Source organism: Reella acinonychis (assembly GCF_052384575.1).
Classification (GTDB): domain Bacteria; phylum Pseudomonadota; class Gammaproteobacteria; order Enterobacterales; family Pasteurellaceae; genus JBQSUQ01.
In genome coordinates this window covers 322,947-343,697 of record NZ_JBQSUQ010000004.1, presented here as the reverse complement: position 1 = coordinate 343,697, position 20,751 = coordinate 322,947, and the positions used below count along the sequence as shown (strand labels likewise).

At 37.5% G+C, this 20,751-nt stretch carries 24 protein-coding genes and 1 riboswitch; of the genes, 5 read left to right on the top strand and 19 right to left on the bottom strand.

The window, feature by feature from the left end:
- The first annotated feature begins 126 nt into the window (after positions 1-126).
- On the top strand, positions 127-585 hold the full coding sequence (gene sixA / locus ACT2CV_RS03020) for a phosphohistidine phosphatase SixA (RefSeq protein WP_464972499.1): 459 nt from the start codon (positions 127-129) through the stop codon (positions 583-585).
- Positions 586-633: 48 nt separating this feature from the next.
- On the opposite strand, the gene ACT2CV_RS03015 is transcribed toward sixA, so the two are convergent.
- The 6 genes from ACT2CV_RS03015 to moaA form a co-directional block, all read right to left on the bottom strand.
- Positions 634-1,437, bottom strand: coding sequence for a TIGR01619 family protein (locus tag ACT2CV_RS03015; RefSeq protein ID WP_464972500.1), 804 nt, complete (start codon positions 1,435-1,437; stop codon positions 634-636).
- A gap of 12 nt (positions 1,438-1,449) precedes the next feature.
- Positions 1,450-2,253 carry an exodeoxyribonuclease III gene (gene xthA / locus ACT2CV_RS03010; protein WP_464972501.1) on the bottom strand — a complete coding sequence of 268 codons (804 nt, stop codon included), beginning with the start codon at positions 2,251-2,253 and terminating at the stop codon, positions 1,450-1,452.
- A 186-nt stretch (positions 2,254-2,439) separates the two neighbouring features.
- Complete coding sequence (moaE, locus tag ACT2CV_RS03005; RefSeq protein ID WP_464972502.1) at positions 2,440-2,892, bottom strand: molybdopterin synthase catalytic subunit MoaE; 453 nt, start codon at positions 2,890-2,892, stop codon at positions 2,440-2,442.
- Positions 2,893-3,138 carry a molybdopterin synthase sulfur carrier subunit gene (moaD, locus tag ACT2CV_RS03000; protein WP_464972503.1) on the bottom strand — a complete coding sequence of 82 codons (246 nt, stop codon included), beginning with the start codon at positions 3,136-3,138 and terminating at the stop codon, positions 2,893-2,895.
- Positions 3,139-3,162: 24 nt separating this feature from the next.
- Entirely contained in the window at positions 3,163-3,639 is a 477-nt protein-coding gene (moaC, locus tag ACT2CV_RS02995) for a cyclic pyranopterin monophosphate synthase MoaC (RefSeq protein WP_464972504.1), read from the bottom strand.
- A 10-nt stretch (positions 3,640-3,649) separates the two neighbouring features.
- Entirely contained in the window at positions 3,650-4,660 is a 1,011-nt protein-coding gene (gene moaA, locus ACT2CV_RS02990; RefSeq protein WP_464972505.1) for a GTP 3',8-cyclase MoaA, read from the bottom strand.
- A riboswitch (molybdenum cofactor riboswitch) is annotated at positions 4,649-4,787 on the bottom strand. Its footprint overlaps the gene before it by 12 nt.
- A gap of 190 nt (positions 4,788-4,977) precedes the next feature.
- On the opposite strand from moaA, the gene ACT2CV_RS02985 reads away from it, so the two are divergent.
- Positions 4,978-5,910 (top strand): gluconeogenesis factor YvcK family protein, encoded by a 933-nt coding sequence (locus tag ACT2CV_RS02985; RefSeq protein WP_464972506.1) that lies wholly within the window; start codon positions 4,978-4,980, stop codon positions 5,908-5,910.
- A gap of 15 nt (positions 5,911-5,925) precedes the next feature.
- Here ACT2CV_RS02985 and ACT2CV_RS02980 read toward each other — a convergent pair whose 3' ends face one another.
- On the bottom strand, positions 5,926-6,267 hold the full coding sequence (locus ACT2CV_RS02980) for a YegP family protein (protein ID WP_464972507.1): 342 nt from the start codon (positions 6,265-6,267) through the stop codon (positions 5,926-5,928).
- Positions 6,268-6,366: 99 nt separating this feature from the next.
- Positions 6,367-7,026 (bottom strand): TIGR01621 family pseudouridine synthase, encoded by a 660-nt coding sequence (locus ACT2CV_RS02975; RefSeq protein WP_464972508.1) that lies wholly within the window; start codon positions 7,024-7,026, stop codon positions 6,367-6,369.
- A 35-nt stretch (positions 7,027-7,061) separates the two neighbouring features.
- On the opposite strand from ACT2CV_RS02975, the gene ACT2CV_RS02970 reads away from it, so the two are divergent.
- Positions 7,062-7,700, top strand: a complete 639-nt coding sequence (locus ACT2CV_RS02970) for a histidine phosphatase family protein (RefSeq protein ID WP_464972509.1) — start codon at positions 7,062-7,064, stop codon at positions 7,698-7,700.
- A 29-nt stretch (positions 7,701-7,729) separates the two neighbouring features.
- Here the strand turns inward: ACT2CV_RS02970 and folC are convergent, their stop codons facing one another.
- Together folC and accD are read right to left on the bottom strand one after the other, a co-directional pair.
- The gene (folC, locus tag ACT2CV_RS02965) at positions 7,730-9,061 is read right to left on the bottom strand and encodes a bifunctional tetrahydrofolate synthase/dihydrofolate synthase (protein WP_464972510.1); all 1,332 of its coding nucleotides are present in this window, start codon (positions 9,059-9,061) and stop codon (positions 7,730-7,732) included.
- 19 nt (positions 9,062-9,080) lie between these two features.
- The gene (gene accD, locus ACT2CV_RS02960) at positions 9,081-9,983 is read right to left on the bottom strand and encodes an acetyl-CoA carboxylase, carboxyltransferase subunit beta (protein ID WP_464972511.1); all 903 of its coding nucleotides are present in this window, start codon (positions 9,981-9,983) and stop codon (positions 9,081-9,083) included.
- Positions 9,984-10,228: 245 nt separating this feature from the next.
- Here accD and bioB point away from each other — a divergent pair, with 245 nt between their 5' ends.
- Complete coding sequence (bioB, locus tag ACT2CV_RS02955; protein WP_464972512.1) at positions 10,229-11,236, top strand: biotin synthase BioB; 1,008 nt, start codon at positions 10,229-10,231, stop codon at positions 11,234-11,236.
- Positions 11,237-11,274: 38 nt separating this feature from the next.
- Here the strand turns inward: bioB and truA are convergent, their stop codons facing one another.
- From truA to ACT2CV_RS02935, 4 genes are read right to left on the bottom strand one after another with little or no spacing between them, the layout of a single operon-like run.
- On the bottom strand, positions 11,275-12,066 hold the full coding sequence (gene truA, locus ACT2CV_RS02950) for a tRNA pseudouridine(38-40) synthase TruA (RefSeq protein ID WP_464972513.1): 792 nt from the start codon (positions 12,064-12,066) through the stop codon (positions 11,275-11,277).
- Between the two features lie 15 nt (positions 12,067-12,081).
- Positions 12,082-13,182 carry a 23S rRNA (cytidine(2498)-2'-O)-methyltransferase RlmM gene (rlmM, locus tag ACT2CV_RS02945; RefSeq protein WP_464974011.1) on the bottom strand — a complete coding sequence of 367 codons (1,101 nt, stop codon included), beginning with the start codon at positions 13,180-13,182 and terminating at the stop codon, positions 12,082-12,084.
- The gene (locus tag ACT2CV_RS02940) at positions 13,175-13,597 is read right to left on the bottom strand and encodes a DUF423 domain-containing protein (protein ID WP_464972514.1); all 423 of its coding nucleotides are present in this window, start codon (positions 13,595-13,597) and stop codon (positions 13,175-13,177) included. The genes rlmM and ACT2CV_RS02940 overlap by 8 nt, the downstream gene beginning before the upstream one ends.
- A complete protein-coding gene (locus ACT2CV_RS02935) occupies positions 13,597-14,481 on the bottom strand; it encodes a transcriptional regulator GcvA (RefSeq protein ID WP_464972515.1) in 885 nt (294 codons plus the stop codon). The genes ACT2CV_RS02940 and ACT2CV_RS02935 overlap by 1 nt, the downstream gene beginning before the upstream one ends.
- 426 nt (positions 14,482-14,907) lie before the next feature.
- On the opposite strand from ACT2CV_RS02935, the gene ACT2CV_RS02930 reads away from it, so the two are divergent.
- A complete protein-coding gene (locus ACT2CV_RS02930) occupies positions 14,908-15,930 on the top strand; it encodes a branched-chain amino acid aminotransferase (protein ID WP_464974042.1) in 1,023 nt (340 codons plus the stop codon).
- Positions 15,931-16,007: 77 nt separating this feature from the next.
- On the opposite strand, the gene ACT2CV_RS02925 is transcribed toward ACT2CV_RS02930, so the two are convergent.
- The 5 genes from ACT2CV_RS02925 to ACT2CV_RS02905 are packed head-to-tail and all read right to left on the bottom strand — an operon-like array spanning position 16,008 to position 20,750.
- A complete protein-coding gene (locus ACT2CV_RS02925) occupies positions 16,008-17,105 on the bottom strand; it encodes a lytic murein transglycosylase (RefSeq protein WP_464972517.1) in 1,098 nt (365 codons plus the stop codon).
- A gap of 9 nt (positions 17,106-17,114) precedes the next feature.
- Positions 17,115-17,924: a glycosyltransferase gene (locus ACT2CV_RS02920; RefSeq protein WP_464972518.1), complete on the bottom strand. Its 810-nt coding sequence runs from the start codon at positions 17,922-17,924 to the stop codon at positions 17,115-17,117.
- A complete protein-coding gene (locus ACT2CV_RS02915) occupies positions 17,924-18,805 on the bottom strand; it encodes a glycosyltransferase family 2 protein (protein ID WP_464972519.1) in 882 nt (293 codons plus the stop codon). The genes ACT2CV_RS02920 and ACT2CV_RS02915 overlap by 1 nt, the downstream gene beginning before the upstream one ends.
- Positions 18,805-19,977: a hypothetical protein gene (locus tag ACT2CV_RS02910; protein WP_464972520.1), complete on the bottom strand. Its 1,173-nt coding sequence runs from the start codon at positions 19,975-19,977 to the stop codon at positions 18,805-18,807. Before ACT2CV_RS02910 ends, ACT2CV_RS02915 begins: the two co-directional genes overlap by 1 nt.
- A complete protein-coding gene (locus tag ACT2CV_RS02905; protein WP_464972521.1) occupies positions 19,965-20,750 on the bottom strand; it encodes a glycosyltransferase family 25 protein in 786 nt (261 codons plus the stop codon). The genes ACT2CV_RS02910 and ACT2CV_RS02905 overlap by 13 nt, the downstream gene beginning before the upstream one ends.
- Position 20,751 lies beyond the last annotated feature (1 nt).

The following is a 20,751-nucleotide window of genomic DNA, read 5'->3' as shown; positions in this document are numbered from 1 at the left end:
AGAAAACTGTCGCACATTATATGCCTAAACCCTATTTAAAGCTAGAAAAACTACATAAAATTTCTTTTTGACTTTTATATAAAGTTACGATTAATATTTGACGACGAGTATTTTCCTGAGGTTTTTATGAAAATTTTTATTATGCGTCATGGCGAATCGGAAATCTTTGCAAAATCAGATGCTGAACGCCCGTTAACGCAATTTGGACAACAATCCAGTCATTCGCAAGGAATTTGGTTAAAAAACACCGCACTTTCCTTTGATAAGGTATTGGTGAGCCCTTTTGTTCGTGCACAACAAACCTTTGCTCTGGTCAATCAGGTTTTTGAACAACAATTAACGCATAAAATGGAAACTTGGGATGGCATTACGCCATATGGCAGCGCAGAAGTCGTTGCATCTTATTTAAATGTATTACGCGCGGAAGGGGTAAAACAGCTTTTACTTATTTCGCATTTACCCCTAGTCAGTGACATTATTTTAGAATTATGCGGTAAAAATAATGTGTCATTTTTACCTGCCACTATCGCTGAATTAGAATGGAATGAAGACAGAGCAACCATTTTACAATCAAAAAGACCGTAAAAGCGCGGTGAAAAAAAGAAAAGTTTTGGGCGAGTTTCCTCGCCCATCTTAATTCAAGTATTTGCCTTTATGCGCCGAATAATCAAATTCCCAGCCTAAGTATTGTGCTGAAAACTCCTCTGCCATTTGTTCAAAAAATTCAACAACACTAAAAATTTCCTTTGAATTAAATGCCATTTCTTGCTGAACTTTGACCAAATAGACATTTTCCATTTCTACTATGTCATCAAAAATTTGAACTGGATCTTCCGTATATTTTAAGGTATCGAAACGTACTTCCGATAAAGCACATTTTTCCACAAAACGTTCAATATCTTCTTTTTCGACAAAATGGAAACGGTGTTCAATTGTGTGAGTCGCAGATAAATCAATACCTTCACGAGATAAAATACTTAAGGTTTCTTCCGTTTGGCTGAATTTTTCTTCCAATGGACTTGGCATCAAAAATTCAAAATAGGTATCCCAATTTGTATCTTGTTGAATAACCAATTCATCATACTCTACTTGTTCTAATGCTTCTAAAAAATCAGCTTTATCATTGAAATAGAGGAAAATTTGACTACGTCCGCCCGATAGCACATGTCCTGCGTACAACACATTTGGTAACGCTTGCATTTGAGCAATGGTTTTCATAAGGTGGCTAAACACATCACTACAACAATCGTCTTCGGGCAAACCTTTTTCATCCGCTTCATAATTGCGATAAACGTAAGCAATTTGCACATATTCATCCGGCTGCTTGTCCATTAATTTCTCTATTAATCGCATATTAACGGAAACAATCGCAGGCTTCTCATTTAACCAAGTACGGTACGATTTCCACGCTTCATTGATATCTCGTTGTAGATCCATAATATCCCTATTTTATTTAAATTCAGCCCAAATTGGTGCGTGATCAGACGGCTTATCCATCGCGCGAATATCCAATGCAATCCCTGTGTTAACACAACGCTCAAGCAAATGTTGATTTGCCAAAATATGATCAATGCGTAAACCGCGGTTATCATCAAAGCCTTTTGAGCGATAATCGAACCACGAAAATTGATCATTTACTGTAGGATTTAAATGGCGGAAAGTATCTGCTAGACCATAATCATACAAACGTTGATACCATTCACGTTCTTCTGGCAAGAAGGAACATTTGCCAGTACGCAACCAACGTTTGCGGTTTTCTTCGCCAATACCAATATCTAAGTCTGTTGGACTAATGTTCATATCACCCATAATGAGAATAGGATTTTCTTTTGTATGGTCTTGTTCTAAATATTGTTGTAAATCTGCATAGAATTTTTGCTTAGCTGGAAATTTCGTTTCATGGTTACGCGCTTCTCCTTGCGGAAAATAACCATTAATCACCGTCAATAAACCAAACTTTGTTTCTAAATCCGCCATAATAATGCGTTTTTGCGCATCTGCATCATCGGTAGGAAAACCTTTACGAATCGCTACAGGCTCTTGTTTGCATAACAATGCCACACCATAATGCCCTTTTTGCCCATGATGATAAATGTGATAACCCAAATGCTCCACTAATTCATAAGGAAATTGCTCATCGGCAACTTTAATTTCTTGCAGACCTAATACATCAGGTTGGTATTTTTCAATAATCGCTTCTAACTGATGAGGTCTTGCTCTTAATCCATTGATATTAAAAGATATAAATTTCATACTGTTCTCTTATTCTATATTTCGTCGGGCTATTATACTGTGTTTTAAGTAAAAGTGCGGTGTATTTTTGTGAAGTTTTATCCAAAACGCTGCTAAAGCCATAGACAAAACTGGCAATATTATTGGAGTTTGAATGGGAAAAATGACATGGTTATGAATAAGGCTAGGAAATACCTAGCCTTTCTTTTACCATTTTTGTGCGGCTTGTTGATCGCTTTCACGACCTTCTATCCAGCGTTCGCCATGGTTGGTTTGCTCTTTTTTCCAAAATGGCGCCTTGGTTTTAAGATAATCCATAATAAATTCATTGGCAGCATAGGCATCGCCTCGATGTGCAGAACTGACGCCCACTAATACGATTTCATCACCCGTTTGCAATAAACCAATACGATGGATAACGGCAACTCGTTGGATATCCCAGCGTTGTTTGGCTTCCATCACAATTTCGGTGAGGGCTTTTTCTGTCATGGCAGGATAATGTTCTAAAAATAAACTGGACACCGTATCGCCCAAATTTAAATCTCGCACTTTACCCACAAAAATGGTGGTCGCACCAACAGAATGTTGTTCAGAAAGCCAATGATAGATTTTATTTTGATCAAAAGGTGCTTGTTGCACACAAATTTGAATATCTTGCATTTAGCCTCCCGTTACAGGTGGGAAAAAGGCAATTTCATCGCCAGATTTCACCGCGCTTTCAAGAGGTAATAGGGTTTGATTAATTGCGACCAATAATTTGTCTTTTTGCAATGCCAATGCCCATTTATCGCCTTGCTGTGCTAAATGCGCACGTACTTGATCTGCGGTTTGGAAATCCGCTTCTAGCGTCATTTTCTCTACGCCAATCAACTCTCTTGTTTGGGCAAAAAATAATATATTCAACATGATTTCGTCTCTTATTTCGCTGCGTTATTTAGCAATAAAATTTCCTGATTTTCCACCGCACTTTTCCAACAAACGTAAGCCAGAAATAATCATATCTTTCTGTACCGCTTTACACATATCGTAAATAGTCAATGCGGCTACGCTTGCGGCAGTTAAAGCTTCCATTTCTACCCCAGTTTTGCCCGTTAATTTGCACAGACTTTCAATTCTCACCTGATTACTTTCAGGAAGTGCGGTTAAATTTACCTCGACTTTGGATAATAACAAAGGATGGCATAATGGGATAAGTTCCCAAGTACGTTTTGCTGCTTGAATTCCTGCAATACGAGCGGTGGCAAATACATCTCCTTTGTGATGATTGCCCGACATAATCAACGCTAATGTTTCTGGTGACATTGTCACATAAACTTCTGCACGCGCTTCTCTCACCGTATCTTGTTTTCCTGAAACATCCACCATATTGGCTTCGCCATTATGATTAATATGTGTAAATTCTGTCATAATTTTCCTTTTATCCGCCAATGGTGGCTAAATTTGTTCGAATACCGCTATCACCCTGGTGCAAGAAATGGTGTTCACGCTTACCCTGTAACGCAGAGAAAATTTTTGCTTGCAAAAGAGGTTGCTGTTGATCATTTTGTAACAAATCACGCAAATCAATGCCCTCTTCACCAAATAAACAAAGGTGTAATTTGCCTTTGGCGGAAACCCGTAATCTGTTACAGCTTGCACAGAAATTCTTTTCATAAGGCATGATCAAACCAATTTCACCTTGATAATCAGGATGAGCAAAGACTTTTGCTGGCCCATCAGAACGCGCTTTTGGCAATAATTGCCAACCTTGTTTAATTAATTTATCTGCCAGAATTTGCCCAGAAAGATGATATTTTTCAAAGAAATGGTTCATTTCACCCGTTTGCATTAATTCAATAAATCGCATTTGGATAGGTCGGTCTTTTACCCAAGCTAAAAACTGATCAAATTCATGATGGTTTAAATCTTTCATCAATACTGAATTGACTTTGATTTTTTTATAACCAATTTCAAAAGCACGATCGATACCTTTCATTACATCATGAAATTTATTTTCGCCAGTAATACTGTAAAATTGGCGAGGGTCAAGACTATCAACGCTGACATTAATTGAAGTAATACCTGCTTTTTGCCACGCATCCACATCTTTAGCCATGCGATAGCCATTGGTAGTCAACGCAATGTTACGAATTTGATTAAGTGCGGTGATATTTTCAACAATTTCGATAAAATCTTTGCGTAACGTCGGCTCTCCGCCCGTAATCCGAACTTTCTCCGTTCCCATGGCAGCAAAAGCTTGCACTACGCGGCGGATTTCATCTAAAGAAAGAAATTTATCTCGTTCTGGATTGGGTTGATAACCATTAGGTAAACAATAGTTGCAACGAAAATTGCACACATCTGTAATAGATAAACGCAAATAATAATATTCACGTTGAAAAGGATCGACTAATCGATTGTCCAAATGTCGAATTGGAATAGTTTGCATAAGATACCTTTATAAATAAATAGGATAGATTGTTTCCAACATATCCCTGAGCAATAGATTTCATTGCTGGCATTGCTGCCCTATTCTCATAGAACTTAGGCACACAAGCTCGGTACTAAAATTGGTTTTATTCTAAAAGAGTTAAACTATAAGTACAATATAAAAGCCTGAAATTCACTGGATTGTGGTATAAATCTCATCTTTTTTTGATTTAGTTTTGTATAAAAAAATATATAACCATCTAAATAAAAAATAGTGTTTTTTGAAATGAGTAAAAAATGGTAAATTATCACCGCACTTTTCAGAAGGACGAATGAATGACAGAACAGCAACACCCACATTTACAGCAGCTCCAACATATTGTCGCCATTGGTGGAGGACATGGATTGGGACGCATAATGTCATCACTTAGTTTCCTTAAAGAAAAATTAACAGGCATTGTTGCCACTACTGATAATGGTGGTTCAACTGGCAGAATTCGTGATGCTCATGGCGGCATTGCTTGGGGGGATTTACGCAATTGCCTGAATCAAATTATCGCGAATCCAACCACTGCTTCTTCTGTTTTTGAATATCGTTTTGGCGGTACCGGCGAACTCGCAGGACATAATTTGGGTAATTTAATCTTAAAAGCTTTAGAAGATATGCATATCCGCCCAACTGAAGCCATTAATCTTATTCGTAATTTCCTACGCGTTAAATCTTATTTATTGCCAATGTCCGATCAGCCCGTTCATTTAGGTGCTACGCTTCATTCTGGCGAGCAAATTCTTGGCGAAGTGGCAATCGATAACCTAAATGAAGTACCGCAATCTTTATTTTTATCACCTCAGGTTCCCGCTTCAGCCGAAGCTGTCAATGCGATTTTACAAGCAGAAGTCATTTTATTAGGTCCTGGCAGTTTTCTTACTAGTATTATGCCAACGCTTCTTTTACCCGAAATTATCAATGCACTACAAATCACCGCAGCAAAAATAATTTTTATTGATAATTTAGGAATTGAGCATAGCCCTGCCGCCCGCTTATCTCTTAAAGATCGTATTGATTGGGTTCATCGCCTAATTGGTAAACCTATTATTCATGGCGTGATTACACCGCCAGAGCTGGCTCAGGAAGCAAATTTATCCCATATCAATGTGTTGGCTCGAAAATTAAATGCTGACGATGTGATTTATCGTCACGATAGAGATCGTTTATGTAATGCAATTAATGAAATGATTGGAGAGTTAAAAGAAAAGCCATTCAAATGAATGGCTTTACTTGAATTATTCTGCAGTTAAATCTTTAATCTCTGTTGTTGCAGCGTTGTTCATTACAGACTGAACACCTTTTTTCGCTGCTTCTTGTGAAGAATAATATTGGCTACGACCAATTTCTTGATGATTTTTTGCTTTTAAAATGAAATACGGCTGATCGCTTTTTGTCATTCTAAATTCAAAATTGCTTTCATCTACGCCATTTTTTTGTACAGAAGCAATGCCATTTTCCGCAGCTGCACGACTTTTGTATAGTTCGCTCGTCAAGATCACTTGACTGTTTGCTGCTTTCAAATTGAACATAAATTGTCCGTCATTTGCTAATTTTAATTCATACCAACCTAATGCCATTTTGTTTTTCCTTATTAAGTTTGTGTAGTATGGAAAGGATTTTCCACATTCAAATCATAAGTGATTAGCTGAAATTTTCAACTCTTTTTTGCTAAAAATTCAGTGATTTAAATCTAACTGCTCAATTTGTTGCTGTACCGTATTTTTATTAAAAAATTCACCGCACTTTGCAGGACAAATGATATGTAATGGTTCATTACGATAATTAAATGTTAAGGCATAAGCATGCAAATAAGTGCGGTCAATATTTTCAACATTTCCGCCATAAAGCGCATCACCTAAAATTGGACTGCCTAAACTTTTCATTGCCACTCTTAATTGGTGCGTTTTACCTGTTTGTGGTTTTAACACAAATAAACGTAGATTCGGTTCGCAACTTATGGAATAAAATCGTGTAATCGCTGGATTTTCTCGGCTTTGACAAAGTTTCCATGCTCCACGTCGGGATTTTTCCATATCACCAATAATCAATCCTTGCTTCTTTTTTGGTTTTTGCATGGATAATGCCAAATAGGTTTTCTTAATTTGATGTTGTTCAAACATCACACCAAAATTTGCAGCACTTTGTGCATTTAAGGCTAAAATTAACAAACCCGATGTGGCTTTATCTAAGCGATGAACTAGCCAAACCTGTGGTAATTGTAATTGCTCCGCAACCAGTTGAGTTAAACCTTTCTGCCCATCATCTTTATGAACGGATAACCCTGCGGGTTTATTAATAATGATAAAATCTGAATGTTGATATATAATTTCAATCATAAATTTACCCCCTTTTTATGTTAAGGAAGCCTATAATGAAAAAAGCATTAACCTTTTATTTTATTCGCCATGGACGCACCCTTTGGAATGAACAAGGTTTAGTACAGGGTTCAGGCAATTCCGACCTCACAGAAGAAGGTGTTCAAGGTGCAATAAAAACTGGCGTCGCCTTATCCCATATTCCATTCGTTGCTGCCTATTCAAGCTGTTTACAACGCACCATCGATACCGCACAACATATCTTAGCACAACGCCCCATTCCATTATTTCAACACAAAGGATTAAATGAACACCATTTCGGTAGTTGGGAAGGTCAAGATGTTACCCAAATTAAACAGCTAGAAGAATTTCAACAAATGCTGAACGAACCCGCTAATTACAAAGCACTTTGCAATGGCGGTGAAACTTGGCAACAATTGGCGGAACGTGCTTATAGTGCATTACAAGATATCATCAAAATTCACCATGAAGGCAATATTCTAGTGGTATCACATGGGCATACATTACGCTTGTTAATCGCATTATTACAGGGTGCAACTTGGCAAACTCACCGAGAAAAAAAATATTGTGCGTCGTTAAAAAACACCTCAATTTCAGTGGTGCATTATCATCAAGATGAAAATGAATCACGATTTATTGTTGAAAAGGTGAACGATGCAACACATTTAATTTAAAAAAGGGCAATCGCCCTTTTTTATTATCGCTAAATTTGCAAAAATTCCCCAACGGTATAAAAAGAGCCAAACACAAGTAGTAAATCATTTTTTGTGCTATTTTGCACCGCATTTTTTACACCTAATAAGACAGATTCTGCCGCTTGCGCCGATAGTGTCTTTCCTTCAAGTTGTGCATAATGTTGCAATTTTTGTAACAATTCTTCCCCTGTTTGTCCACGATATCCTGTTAAACCCACAGAATACCAATGATCAATCACAGGCAATAATGGGGCAATCACACCTTGCGCATCCTTATCTTTCAAAATACCGCATACAGCAATGATTTTGCCCTTGATTTCTGTTTTAAGTGCGGTTAATTTTTCTGCTAAATAACGTGCTGCATGTGGATTATGCCCCACATCAATAATCACTTGTGGTAAATCAGCCAAATTTTTCTGCGCTAATTTTGCAATTGGATTAAGCGCTTCAGGTTTAATGCGTTGAAAACGACCAACCAATTCTACTTGTTGTAAGGATTGTTTGATCAGATCCGTTGAAATCGCAAAAGGTAAGCATTGAATTGCTGCTAAAGCGGTAGCGGCATTAGCTAACGGAATTTGGCAAAACGGTAAATTTTCTAACCGCACTTTTTCACTTTGCCAACACCAAGATTGCTCAGAAGTTTCAAATTGCCAATGTTGATTACGGCAGAAAACAGAACAATTTAATGAATTTGCATGATCGGTCATTGATTTTGGTACATCGGGTTCGCCAATCACCACAGGGCAATTCGCACGAAAAATCCCCGCTTTTTCGTAGCCAATTTGTTCTCTGCTATCGCCTAAAAAATCAACGTGATCAATATCAATACTGGTAATGACAGCTAAATGGCTATCAACAATATTGGTTGCATCCAGACGACCACCTAATCCCACTTCTAAAATGACCACATCCAAATTGGCTTGTTTAAACAAATGCAATGCAGACAAGGTACTAAATTCAAAATAAGTGAGGGATTGGGTTTTATTTTTCTCAATAAAATCAAAAGATTGAATATGTTGTTGATCATCAAGCTCTTGATTTTGAATTCGCACTCTTTCGTTATAACGTAACAAATGCGGAGAAGAATAAACGCCGACTTTTAAACCCGCATTTAATAAAATGGTTTCCAACAAACGACAAGTTGTGCCTTTGCCATTGGTGCCACCAACTGTAATAACATAAGGTGCTGGATGTGACAAATCCAACGCTTGCGCAACAGATTTAATCCGTTCTAAGCCTAAATCAATTGCTTTAAAATGACTATTTTCTAAATAAGAAAGCCATTCGTCTAGGCTTGAATTCAGCGTTGGCGAAATGGCTTTTACATTATGTAACATCAGTTTATCCTGTGTTTATTTATGCTTCGCTTTTATCTTCCAAAAGTAATTCGGGTTCAACAAACGGCGAAGGTAAATGCATTAATTTACTTAATACGCTTGCTAATTTTTCACGCATTTCTGAGCGTTTTACAATCATATCAATCGCACCATGCTCTAATAAAAACTCAGCGCGTTGGAAACCTTCAGGCAATTTTTCACGTACTGTTTGTTCAATTACGCGAGGACCAGCAAAACCGATCAATGCTTTTGGTTCTGCAATATTGATATCACCTAGCATTGCAAAACTTGCAGAAACACCGCCTAAAGTTGGATCTGTTAGCACAGAAATAAAAGGCACACCTTTTTCTTTCATTTTCGCTAATACTGCACTAGTTTTCGCCATTTGCATTAATGAGAATAAGGCTTCTTGCATACGAGCCCCACCACTTGCAGAAAAGCAAACAAAAGGACAATTTTTTTCTAAGGCTTCTTCTGCTGCTTTAACAAATTTCGCACCTACAACAGAGCCCATTGAACCGCCCATAAAGCTGAAATTAGAGGCTGCGGCAACAATTGGCATACCATACAAGGTACCAGAAACGGTAATTAATGCGTCTTTTTCGCCTGTTTCTTTTTGTGCTGCTGTAAGGCGATCTTTATATTTTTTCAAATCTTTGAATTTTAAAATATCTTTTGGCTCAAGATCAGCAGCAATTTCTACAATGCTGTCTTTATCCAACAACGCTTCTAAACGTTCACGTGCATCAATACGCATATGATGACCACATTTTGGACAAACTTCCAAATGACGTTTTAATTCATCACGATATAAAACCTGCTCACATGAAGTACATTTTGTCCATACACCTTCAGGTACATTTGATTTCTTACTTGAAGAAGATGAAGGTGATTTACTAAAAATTTTATCAATCCAGCTCATATTTAACCTTAAATTTGCTAAATAAAAATCTTGCCTATTTAACCACAATTTTTGCCTTTTTAGTATCTTTTTATTGTGAAAAGTATGAGATCTGATCAGAATTATTTTGTAAAAGTGCGGTTTATTTTTAATGCGTTTTTCATCTATTATTTAGCCTTTAAAAAAGCTTTCGCTATTTGACCAATATTCATACTATGAGTAAAATCGAACTTCTTTCTTAAGTTGTTCATAGAAAAGGAGATGACATGACGACTTACAATCTGCGTTTAAAAGGTAAAAACGAGCTCACCCCACATCCAACTGCACAATATTGGCGCAAATGCCAAGTGGAAGAATTATTTGAAATGCCATTTATGGAATTGGTGTTTAAAGCAGCACAAGTTCATCGCCAACATTTCAACCCACAAGAAATTCAACTCTCTACCCTGCTTTCAATTAAAACGGGCGGTTGCCCTGAAGATTGTGAATATTGCCCACAATCAGCTCGCTATGATACGGGCTTAGAACGACAAACCATGTTAGATGTTGAAGAAATCGTGGAAAAAGCGCGTATTGCAAAATCGCGTGGCGCAAGCCGTTTTTGTATGGGCGCTGCTTGGCGAGGTCCAAAGCCGAAAGATATTGATACCGTTTCTAAAATTATCAGTGCGGTGAAAGAATTAGGACTAGAAACCTGTGGTACCTTTGGTTTATTAGAAGAAGGTATGGCTGAAAGCTTAAAAGACGCAGGGCTAGATTATTATAATCATAACCTTGATACAGATCCTGAACGCTATAACAAAATTATTCATACTCGTAATCATGAAGATCGCATGGATACGCTTGGAAAAGTGCGTAATGCTGGATTAAAGGTCTGCTGTGGTGGTATCGTGGGCATGAATGAGACCCGTCCTGAACGAGCTGGGTTAATTGCTAGCTTGGCTAACTTAGATCCGCAACCAGAAAGCGTGCCAATCAACCAACTTATCAAAGTGGAAGGCACACCGCTAGAAAATGCAGAAGATTTGGACTGGACGGAATTTGTACGCACTATTGCTGTAGCACGTATTACTATGCCAAATAGTTTTGTACGTCTCTCTGCTGGTCGTAGCGATATGCCTGAAGCGATGCAAGCGCTCTGCTTTATGGCTGGTGCCAATTCGATTTTCTATGGCGACAAATTATTAACTACCGAAAACCCAGAAGAAGATCATGATCAGTTGCTAATGGCAAAATTAGATTTATATCCTTTAACTTATCAAACTGAAGAATAAAAACTCATAAAAAATAGACCGCACTTTTGCGGTCTTTTTTATAACTGTTGAGGTAAAAACAAAGGCCCTAACGCTGTTTTAGGCAAGTCAAATTGAGGTGGATAAATCACATCCACTAAATATAATCCCTCAGGTTTTGCCGTCGGCGCTGCTAAAGTGCGGTCTTTTTGTGATAATAACCAAGACATCCATTCCACCGGCTGACGACCTGCTCCCACCTCCATCAAACTGCCCACAATGTTGCGCACCATATGATGCACAAAGGCATTAGCTTGAATATCTACGATAATATAATCTCCTTGACGATACACATTCAGATGATGAACATTGCGCCAAGGTGTATTGGATTGACATTGTGCCGCGCGGAACGAAGAAAAATCATGCTCCCCCAACAATGCTTGTCCAGCTTGATGCATTAATTGATGATCTAACGCCAAATGCGTATGTGTAACACCATAAGGCAAAATGGCAGAACGCAATTTGTGGCTATATAAAATATAACGATAACGACGAGCTTTTGCACTAAAACGAGCATGAAAATCATCAGGTACAGGCTTTGCCCATTTGACTGCAATGTCATCGGGCAAATTAGCATTGGTACCAAATGCCCAAGCTTTATCTGGACGAATAACATTGGTTTCAAAATGCACCACTTGTCCAGTACCATGAACGCCACTATCTGTACGCCCTGCACAAAAAACTTCAATTGGCTCATTCGCCACAAATGACAAAGCTTTTTCCAATTCTTCTTGTACACTTAAGACTTTATCTTGTCGCTGCCAACCAAAATAATTTTTGCCGTTATACTCAATTCCCAACGCAATTTTCATTAAAACTCCTAAAAATCACACCGCGCTTTTCAGTTGAATATGCACTGTGATTTCTTCACGATCATGATATAAATGCTTCGCTTGTAGCTGAAATGCCAACCCTTGTGACCTCAATTTATCCGACAATTGTTGTAAGCATTGCTGTACTTCTTGATAACGTTTTTTCATAGGTAATTTCAAGTTAAAAATGGTTTCTCTACACCAACCATTCAGCAACCATTTTCCGATCAAATCCGCAATACGACTTGGTTTTTCCACCATATCGCATACAAGCCAATCGATTTTCTTACGCTTAGGTGGTTGAAATTTAAAACCATCTTCTGAACAATGTTCAATACGTCCAGTATCATGCAAGCTAGCCGCCATTTTGCCATGATCCACTGCATACACAAACAAACCACGACGCACCAATTGATATGTCCAACCGCCTGGGCAAGCGCCCAAATCAACACCAATCATATTTTCATTTAAACGCTTAGTTTCATCTTCTCTTGGTACAAAGGTTAAAATTGCTTCTTCTAATTTTAACGTTGAGCGGCTCGGCGCATCAGCAGGGAATTTCAAGCGAGGAATACCCATAAAATGAGTCGAATGATTGTGATTGTAAGAATAACCAACATAGCAAGCATGAGAGGCAGTAAATAAACAATGCAATGTAATTCCTTTTTTACTGGATTTACCTTGCAACCAGCCTTGTTTTTTCAACGCTTGGCGCAACGGCACCGTAAATTTACGACAAAAGGTGGACAGCGATTTTGCTTCATTGGTATCCGCAGTTTCCACCAAAATATCTGCGCTATGCGTTAATTGCGAAGCAAAGTGCGGTGCAATTTGTTGATATTTTTCAATAATAGGACTAATGCGATCTTCTGGGTTAAGCTCATCCAATAAATCAGAGACTACTATCATCTGGCGGACGAAAATCAGTTGTTGAAAGGGAATCTCACGCGCTAAACGATCGGCTTCACCCGTTTGGTAACATTCAAAAATCACATAGCCACTATTTTCCTGTAAACGCGCAAAACCAAATACACCACGTTCAGCAGCTTTGTCAGTCATTTCTACGGCCACTTCTTTTTCAAAGCCAGCACGACAATATAAGGCTAATTTATTCAATTTCATTTCCCTTTTTCGCTACACTTGAACGCAAAGCAACATAAAATAAGGTTGCCCATCCCACTAAAAATGCAATACCGCCCATTGGCACAATCATCGCCATAGATTTGGTATTGAATACTGCCATGGCATAAAGAGAAAAACTAAAGGCAACAATGCCTATTGTCCAAGAAAATCCAATAATATTCACCGCACTTTTACGGCATTTTGGCTGAGGTTGGTGTGTTGTTGCTGACAGATAAAAACCTAATACCAATAATGCAATAGTATGAAAAGCATGATATTTCCAACCAGTTTCAAGCCAAACTAATTGTTGCATGTCAAATTGTTTTTGTAATGCATGGCTGGCAAAGGCACCAAAGGCCACGACAATAAAGCCACTTAAAGCGGCTAAAGATAAAAAGCGGTTTCCCATTAATTTTCCTTATGTATTTCTTGCACGATCCAATCACGAAATGTTTGAATAATTTTTTCATTATGCCTTGTTTGGCTATTTACCACATAAAAAGATTTTGGATCTAATAATGAAGTTGGCCACACAATTTGCAAATTGCCCCGATCAATTTCTTGTTGCGCTAACATTTGATTCGCAATCACAAGACCTTGCCCATAAACCGCGGTTTGTAATGCCATAAATGTATGACTAAATAACGCGCCTTGCTGCACATTGGGTAAATCGATATTCAAATGATGGGACATCATCTGCCAGTTTTCTCTGGTATGAATATGAATGAGTTTATGCAATTGCAAATCTTCTGGCGAATTCACTGGCATTTCAGCTAATAACTTTGGCGATGCCAACATCACCAGATTGGCATTTGCTAATAACTCGACTTGCAGATTATCCCAGTTTCCGTAGCCATAATAAATAGCCACATCAATATCTTTATTTAATAATCCTTCGTCTTGCTCGGTGGCACGTATTCGAACTTCAATATCAGGATGTTGCTGATTAAAGTACATAAGACGAGGAACAAGCCATTGAATCGCAAAGGTTTGAGGGACGCTAATATTAAGATAAGACTTGCCCGTAGAAACTAAATCTTCGGTAACCATCGCTAATTTATGCAAAATAGCGGAAATTTCGTTGTAATAAATTCTGCCTTTATCGGTTAATTCTAAGGTTCTATTTTTTCGAATAAAGAGCGATATGCCTAAAAAATCTTCTAACAGTTTTATTTGATGGCTCACTGCAGCTTGGGTCACAAAGAGCTCATCCGCTGCTTTAGTAAAACTTAAGTGGGTTGCAGCACTTTCAAACGCTTTCAGTGAATTCAGGGGAGGCAAACGTTTAAACATAGTTTTCTCTCTAATCTTAATTTTTGTAATAATAATTTATATTCGGAAAGGATTAGTTTTTTTTATCCATCAGATAAAAATTTCTCATTTGTCTGACTTCAATCTAATCCCTATACTACCGCCATACTTAATGATTGGTAATTCCTTAATTGATTAAGAGTTCCGACTTTTAGTTAAGTATTATGTTGTGTTTGCATATTGTTCGGGCAACCGAACTGAATTTCTAGTAGCTAATTAGAAATTCATTAACTTCCTGTATATTTTACCCTGTTTTTAGGGATACAACACCGCACAAAAGTGCGGTGTTTTTTTATGTTAAAATTTTACACTTCCGCTCGCAAAATCTCAAATAATTGTTTTCAAGCCTATGATAATGGTGTAGATTTATCAAATCTTAACAGCTTTGCAAATGACAACTTAAAGGATATATCTATGAAAGATCTTGATTGGCATAACCTTGGATTTAATTATATTAAAACAGATTATCGTTATTTAGCCTATTGGAAAAATGGTGAATGGCAGAAAGGCGAATTAGTCACTGATAATGTTTTACATATTAGCGAAGGTTCTACTGCATTACATTATGGTCAACAATGTTTTGAAGGTTTAAAAGCTTATCGTACTAAAGATGGTTCAATTAATTTATTCCGTCCAGATGAAAATGGTAAACGCCTGCAACGTAGCTGTCGCCGTTTATTAATGCCTGAAATTCCAGTAGAAATGTTTATCGATGCGTGTAAACAAGTGGTTAAAGCCAATGAAGAATGGGTGGGTCCTTATGGTTCTGGCGCTACCCTTTATTTGCGTCCTTTTGTCATTGGTGTGGGTGACAATGTTGGAGTAAGTCCTGCGCCGGAATATATCTTCTCTATTTTTGTTTGCCCTGTTGGTGCTTATTTTAAAGGTGGCTTAAAACCAACCAATTTCATGGTTTCTCATTATGATCGCGCCGCGCCACAAGGTACAGGTGCCGCGAAAGTCGGTGGTAACTATGCAGCAAGTTTGTATCCAGGTAAACAGGCAAAAGCACAAGGCTTTGCAGATTGTATTTATTTAGATCCAACTACTCATACTAAAATTGAAGAAGTAGGTTCAGCCAACTTTTTTGGTATCACTAAAGATAATAAATTTATCACGCCAAAATCGCCTTCTATTTTAGAAAGTATTACTAAATATTCACTTCTCTATTTAGCTAAAGAACGTTTTGGAATGGAAGCCATTGAAGGTGATGTGTATATTGATGAATTAGATAATTTCGCTGAAGCTGGCGCTTGCGGTACAGCAGCGGTGGTCACGCCAATTGGTGGTATTCAATATAATGATAAATTACATGTTTTCTACTCAGAAACAGAGGTGGGGCCTGTAACTCGTCAACTTTACGATGAACTTGTGGGCATCCAATTTGGCGATAAACCTGCGCCAGAAGGTTGGATTGTTAAAGTGGAATAATTACTTGATATTAAAAATTTAGGCATAGTTTTTACTATGCCTAAATTATTTATAAAGATGAAATCTAATTTTGATTATTACTGCAATGACAACGCTTGCTTAATACGATCAGCAAACATTCCGACACTTAACGCATAATAATTAGAACGATTCCAATCTAGGATTGTGCGGTAGTTGTTAGAAACTAAAAATGCGCGTCCAACCTCTTTATCTGGACGAACAAGCCACAAATCAGCATTGGATAATGCATTTAATTTTTGCGCTTCATTGCCATTTTTTAACATCACGCCCTGAGATTGCCAATAAGCCAATGAGCGTGCTTTATTTTTCTCAGTTCCTGCCATGGATAAATCAAGCGGTTGATTTAAAACGACTTCAACGCCCCAAGGTAAATTGTCATTCCAACCCACTGTATGCAAATAGTTAGCGATGGACGCAAAAACATCATATTCATTGCGCCAAATATCCTTGCGACCATCTCCATCACCATCTGCCGCATAATTTAAATAAGATGTTGGCATAAATTGCGTTTGCCCCATGGCTCCTGCCCATGAGCCTAACATTTTCGCACGATCTAAATGACCTTGATCGAGCATTTTCATCGCATTAATAAATTCTTTACTGAATAATTTTTCACGACGACCATCAAAGGCTAATGTGGCGAGTACAGATAACACATCGTAGTTACCTTGGTAATAACCAAAACTACTCTCCATTCCCCATAAAGCTAAGATAAACTCTTGCTGTACGCCATATTGCTTACTGGCTTTTTGCAACTGAGTGCGGACATCCCAATAATTTTCTTCTGCTTTATTCACTTTGCCTTGTGTTAAATGCTTATTAATGTAATTCGTTGCACCATTTGGATTAGGTGGCAATGGAGGCTGATTTTTTCGTCTCGCCGCATTACCCGCTTGTTTTTGATCTAAACGCACCGCACTTTCTATGTAACGAATATTCTGCTGTGCATTTAATGTTTTAGCTGAAACGCCCTGACCTGCCGCTTTACGTTTCAAAAATTGCACATAATCATTAAAATGGCTGAGATTACGGTCTTTGTTATACACCGCGTTTTCGGCCAATGGCGATAATGATCCATGATTTGTTGTCTGAGAAGAACAGCCTACCAATGCGAAACCAAGACACAGTGCGGTGGATTTTAATAAAGTTTTCATTAAGCTTTCCTATTTACGAACAAATTTATAAATTAATTTTACAAGCCAAACAGGCATTAATCTGGGTAAAGTACGCAGTAAAAATGTAGCGAATCCAGACAACCCATTTTGAATTCCAAGCTGTTGTTTCAACTGATAAAGTTTCCATTCACTTTTTGCGTAGATCAATCCTCTACGACGACTAAACATCGCATTTCCAGCCGTTCTTGCATAAAGTAGCACCTCAGATAAATTGCCTACTTTATAGCCTTTAGCAATAATACGATTCCATAAATTATAATCTTCTAAAAATAAATGGTGCTGATAACCGCCAACCTCTTCTAACACTGATTTTTTATAAGCTACCGTCATGTGATTAAATGGCGAACGCAAGCGATTGAAGTTCACAATATTTTCGTAGCCCACTGGCACTTCTCGAATCGCTATAATTTGATTTGGATCTTCATCAAACTCCGCTATTTGCGTACTAAACAAAACAACATCTGGATTGTTTTGAATAAATTCAACTTGCTTTTCAAAACGCTGAGGATAGCAAATATCATCGGTATCCATTCTAAATAGCCATTCATTGCTTGCCTGTTTAATGCCTTCATTTAGCGCTTTTCCTAATCCCATATTTTGCGCTAAAGGCACTAATTTTAATGGTAATTTGGGCGCAAACTCCGCTAATACATTTTCTAATTCAGCGGTAATTGGACCATCTAACACAATGACAATTTCATCCGCTGGATATGTTTGCTCAACGAGGCTTTGCAAACTTTCTGCTAAAAAAGCAGGCTTTTCCTTAATATATAAGGACATTAATACTGAAAATTTCATTATACGAACCGTTTTAAATTAATGGCTAAACTTGGAGAAATAAAGCTCACAATGGCAATAATTAAATGCTTCACATTATGGCTTAATTTAAACATCTTAAAATAATAGCTTGCCGCTTTACGAGAAAGGTTCATCGCATTGGGATAAGCTAACATATACAAAGAATTAATGGCAAAATTGTGCTTTTGTTGTGACGTCGTCACGTAGCGTTCCGCAATAATTTTTATTGCCTGTTCTGTATTAGTCGTATTCGTTGATACGCTAGAACGTTTGGTATGAAATGCACAAATACTTAATGGCTCAGCCACTAATATGGCATGTAAATCAGGACTAGAGGCTAATTTCAACGCAAAATCATAATCTTCCAAAGATTTTAATTGAGTATCTAAGCCACCTAATTGAAAGAAAAATGCTTTCTGAATACACATCATCGGCATCCCACCAATTTTATTGGCTAATAAAATATTATCCAAGGTTATCTCTGATGGTGGAAATGGACTTGTCGTATAGAAAAAGCCTTCGTTCACCATTTCACATTTTGCAGGATGATATAGAAAATTGCACTGTGCATTTTCAGCGATATTTGCAGCTAAAATTTCACATTTATTATCTGCAAAACGATCATCATCATCTAAAAACAAAAGCCAATCATTTTTCGCTGCGTCCGCACCAATATTGCGACTTTGCGCAGGACCTAAATTCGTTTGGTTGCGAATAAGCGTGACATCAAAATCAAAAGTGCGGTCTATTTTTATGGGATTTGGTGAGTAATCATCGATGACAATCACCTCAAAATTATGCACCGTTTGCTGTGCTAAACTTGCTAGCAATGCATTCACTTCAGCATTGCGATTATAAGAAGGGACAATAATACTAAACATTATTTTTGCTCAAATAGAAATTGTTTCCCTTTATGACCAAATAAAGAGATAAACATTAGAAAAATAAACATAATTCCCGGATAAGCATAGGTATCCGCTTTAACATTCAATACACTTAATAAAAATAGCGTTGATAAAATAAATTTCCAGCTGCCATTAAACCAGTTATCCGCAATACGTTTGATGAAGTAAACGGTAAAAAGTAAACAAGCCAGCATATAACCGACGCCACCATATAACACTTGACGAATAAAGCCTGAATCCGAACCACCATAATAGCTAATCCCGTTCACATAATATTGCCCATCGCCCATAATGAATTGCTTTAACTGAGGCATAAACAAATGCTTATTCATGAGCGTATCCGTTGAAGAACTTAAACGCTGTCCGCCTTGAATAAGATTAATCACTGGTTCTAAGGCATGTTCAACATAGATATTCGTTGGATACACAATGACTAGGAATAGTACAAGTCCAGCAAAAGCAATAATGGCTGGTAAATAACGCCATTTAAAATACAACGCCAAACTTACCACCGAAAAAACTAAAAAAGTTCTGCCCGAAATCAAACCAATACAAAGCAATAAAAATACATAAACAGGGTTTAAATTATGTTGTTTATGCGCATAGGCTAATAAAAAGTGAAACAGCATTAAATAAAATGCACTGAGTTGGAAAAACGCCGAAGAAGTGAAATTATATAGGCGATATTCCTGTTCTGAACCTTGAAAGCGCGGTAGAAAATAATCCGCATTTGTTCCCAACGCAATACTAATAAATAATGGGATGCCCATTAAGGCAAGTAAACCTAGCGCAGATTGCACACCAACCCCTATTTTGAGATCGTTGATGAACTGCATTTGTCCTGTTTGTTTATGATAAAACAAATTATAAATAACAATACCAAAGACAAATAAAATCAATGCTTTAACATACATGCTAACCACACCCAATTCATGGGTGCCATTGATTAACATAGGAACAACAGAAATCGCAATTAACGCTAAAATTACCAGAAGGCTATCCACTGGCACTACAAATTGCTTTAATGTTTTTTTATACCATTTATAGCCTAACAACAGCGTAGCAAAAATGCCCGCCACCAAACTCATGCGGACGATATGCCATAACCAAGGATCATAAAGGTAAAAGAGACTGATTAAACTGGACATGATAAATTTCTCATGATCGCCATGACTTTCTTCATTGGAAACTTGATGAGTTTTTTAGCTAAATTATTTTTCTTTTCAGCCCTTGTGCTCGATAAATTACTCACCAACACCGGATTCTCAATCACCATTAAGGGACGTACAACAACAATATCCAAGCCAAATCTTTTACCAAATAAAATAAAATCATCAGCAAGCCAATACACTGAACAACTTTGTTCCACTTCCTGCCAAAAACGGCGACAAGCCGATTTTTTAATTAGATAAGCAACGGTGCCGGCAAAATAATTTTTATAAGGATAAGCATAGCGATAAGGCGTACCTTCAATACTTTTTTGTAATGACTTAAAAGTGGTTGGATAATTAATGCAAAGTTCCTTGTCATTAAAATCTGCAATTTTTGACTGACCAACTAAAATAATATCGGCCTTTGGCTTTTGGTGTAAAAGTGCGGTTAAATTTTGCTGAAAATTTGCGGCAAATAAGGCGTCATCTTCACAAACAAGTGCATATTCGTCTTCACCAATGTTTTCATCTTCTATAATCAGCTTATACACATCTAAGTGACTGTATGTACAACCGATTTCACCTTTAGTTGCGGCACGACCATAAGCTAATTTAAAACTGTCGATATCAAAATAACTTTCTAGCTGTTCCTCTGACCAACTCATTGTGTTGACGGCATCAAACACTTCAAAATCCGCCGTATCAGGTTGGGAGAAAAATAGCTCTCGACGTTGTACATCTTTTGCTAAGGAAATTAAAAACTTTCTCATT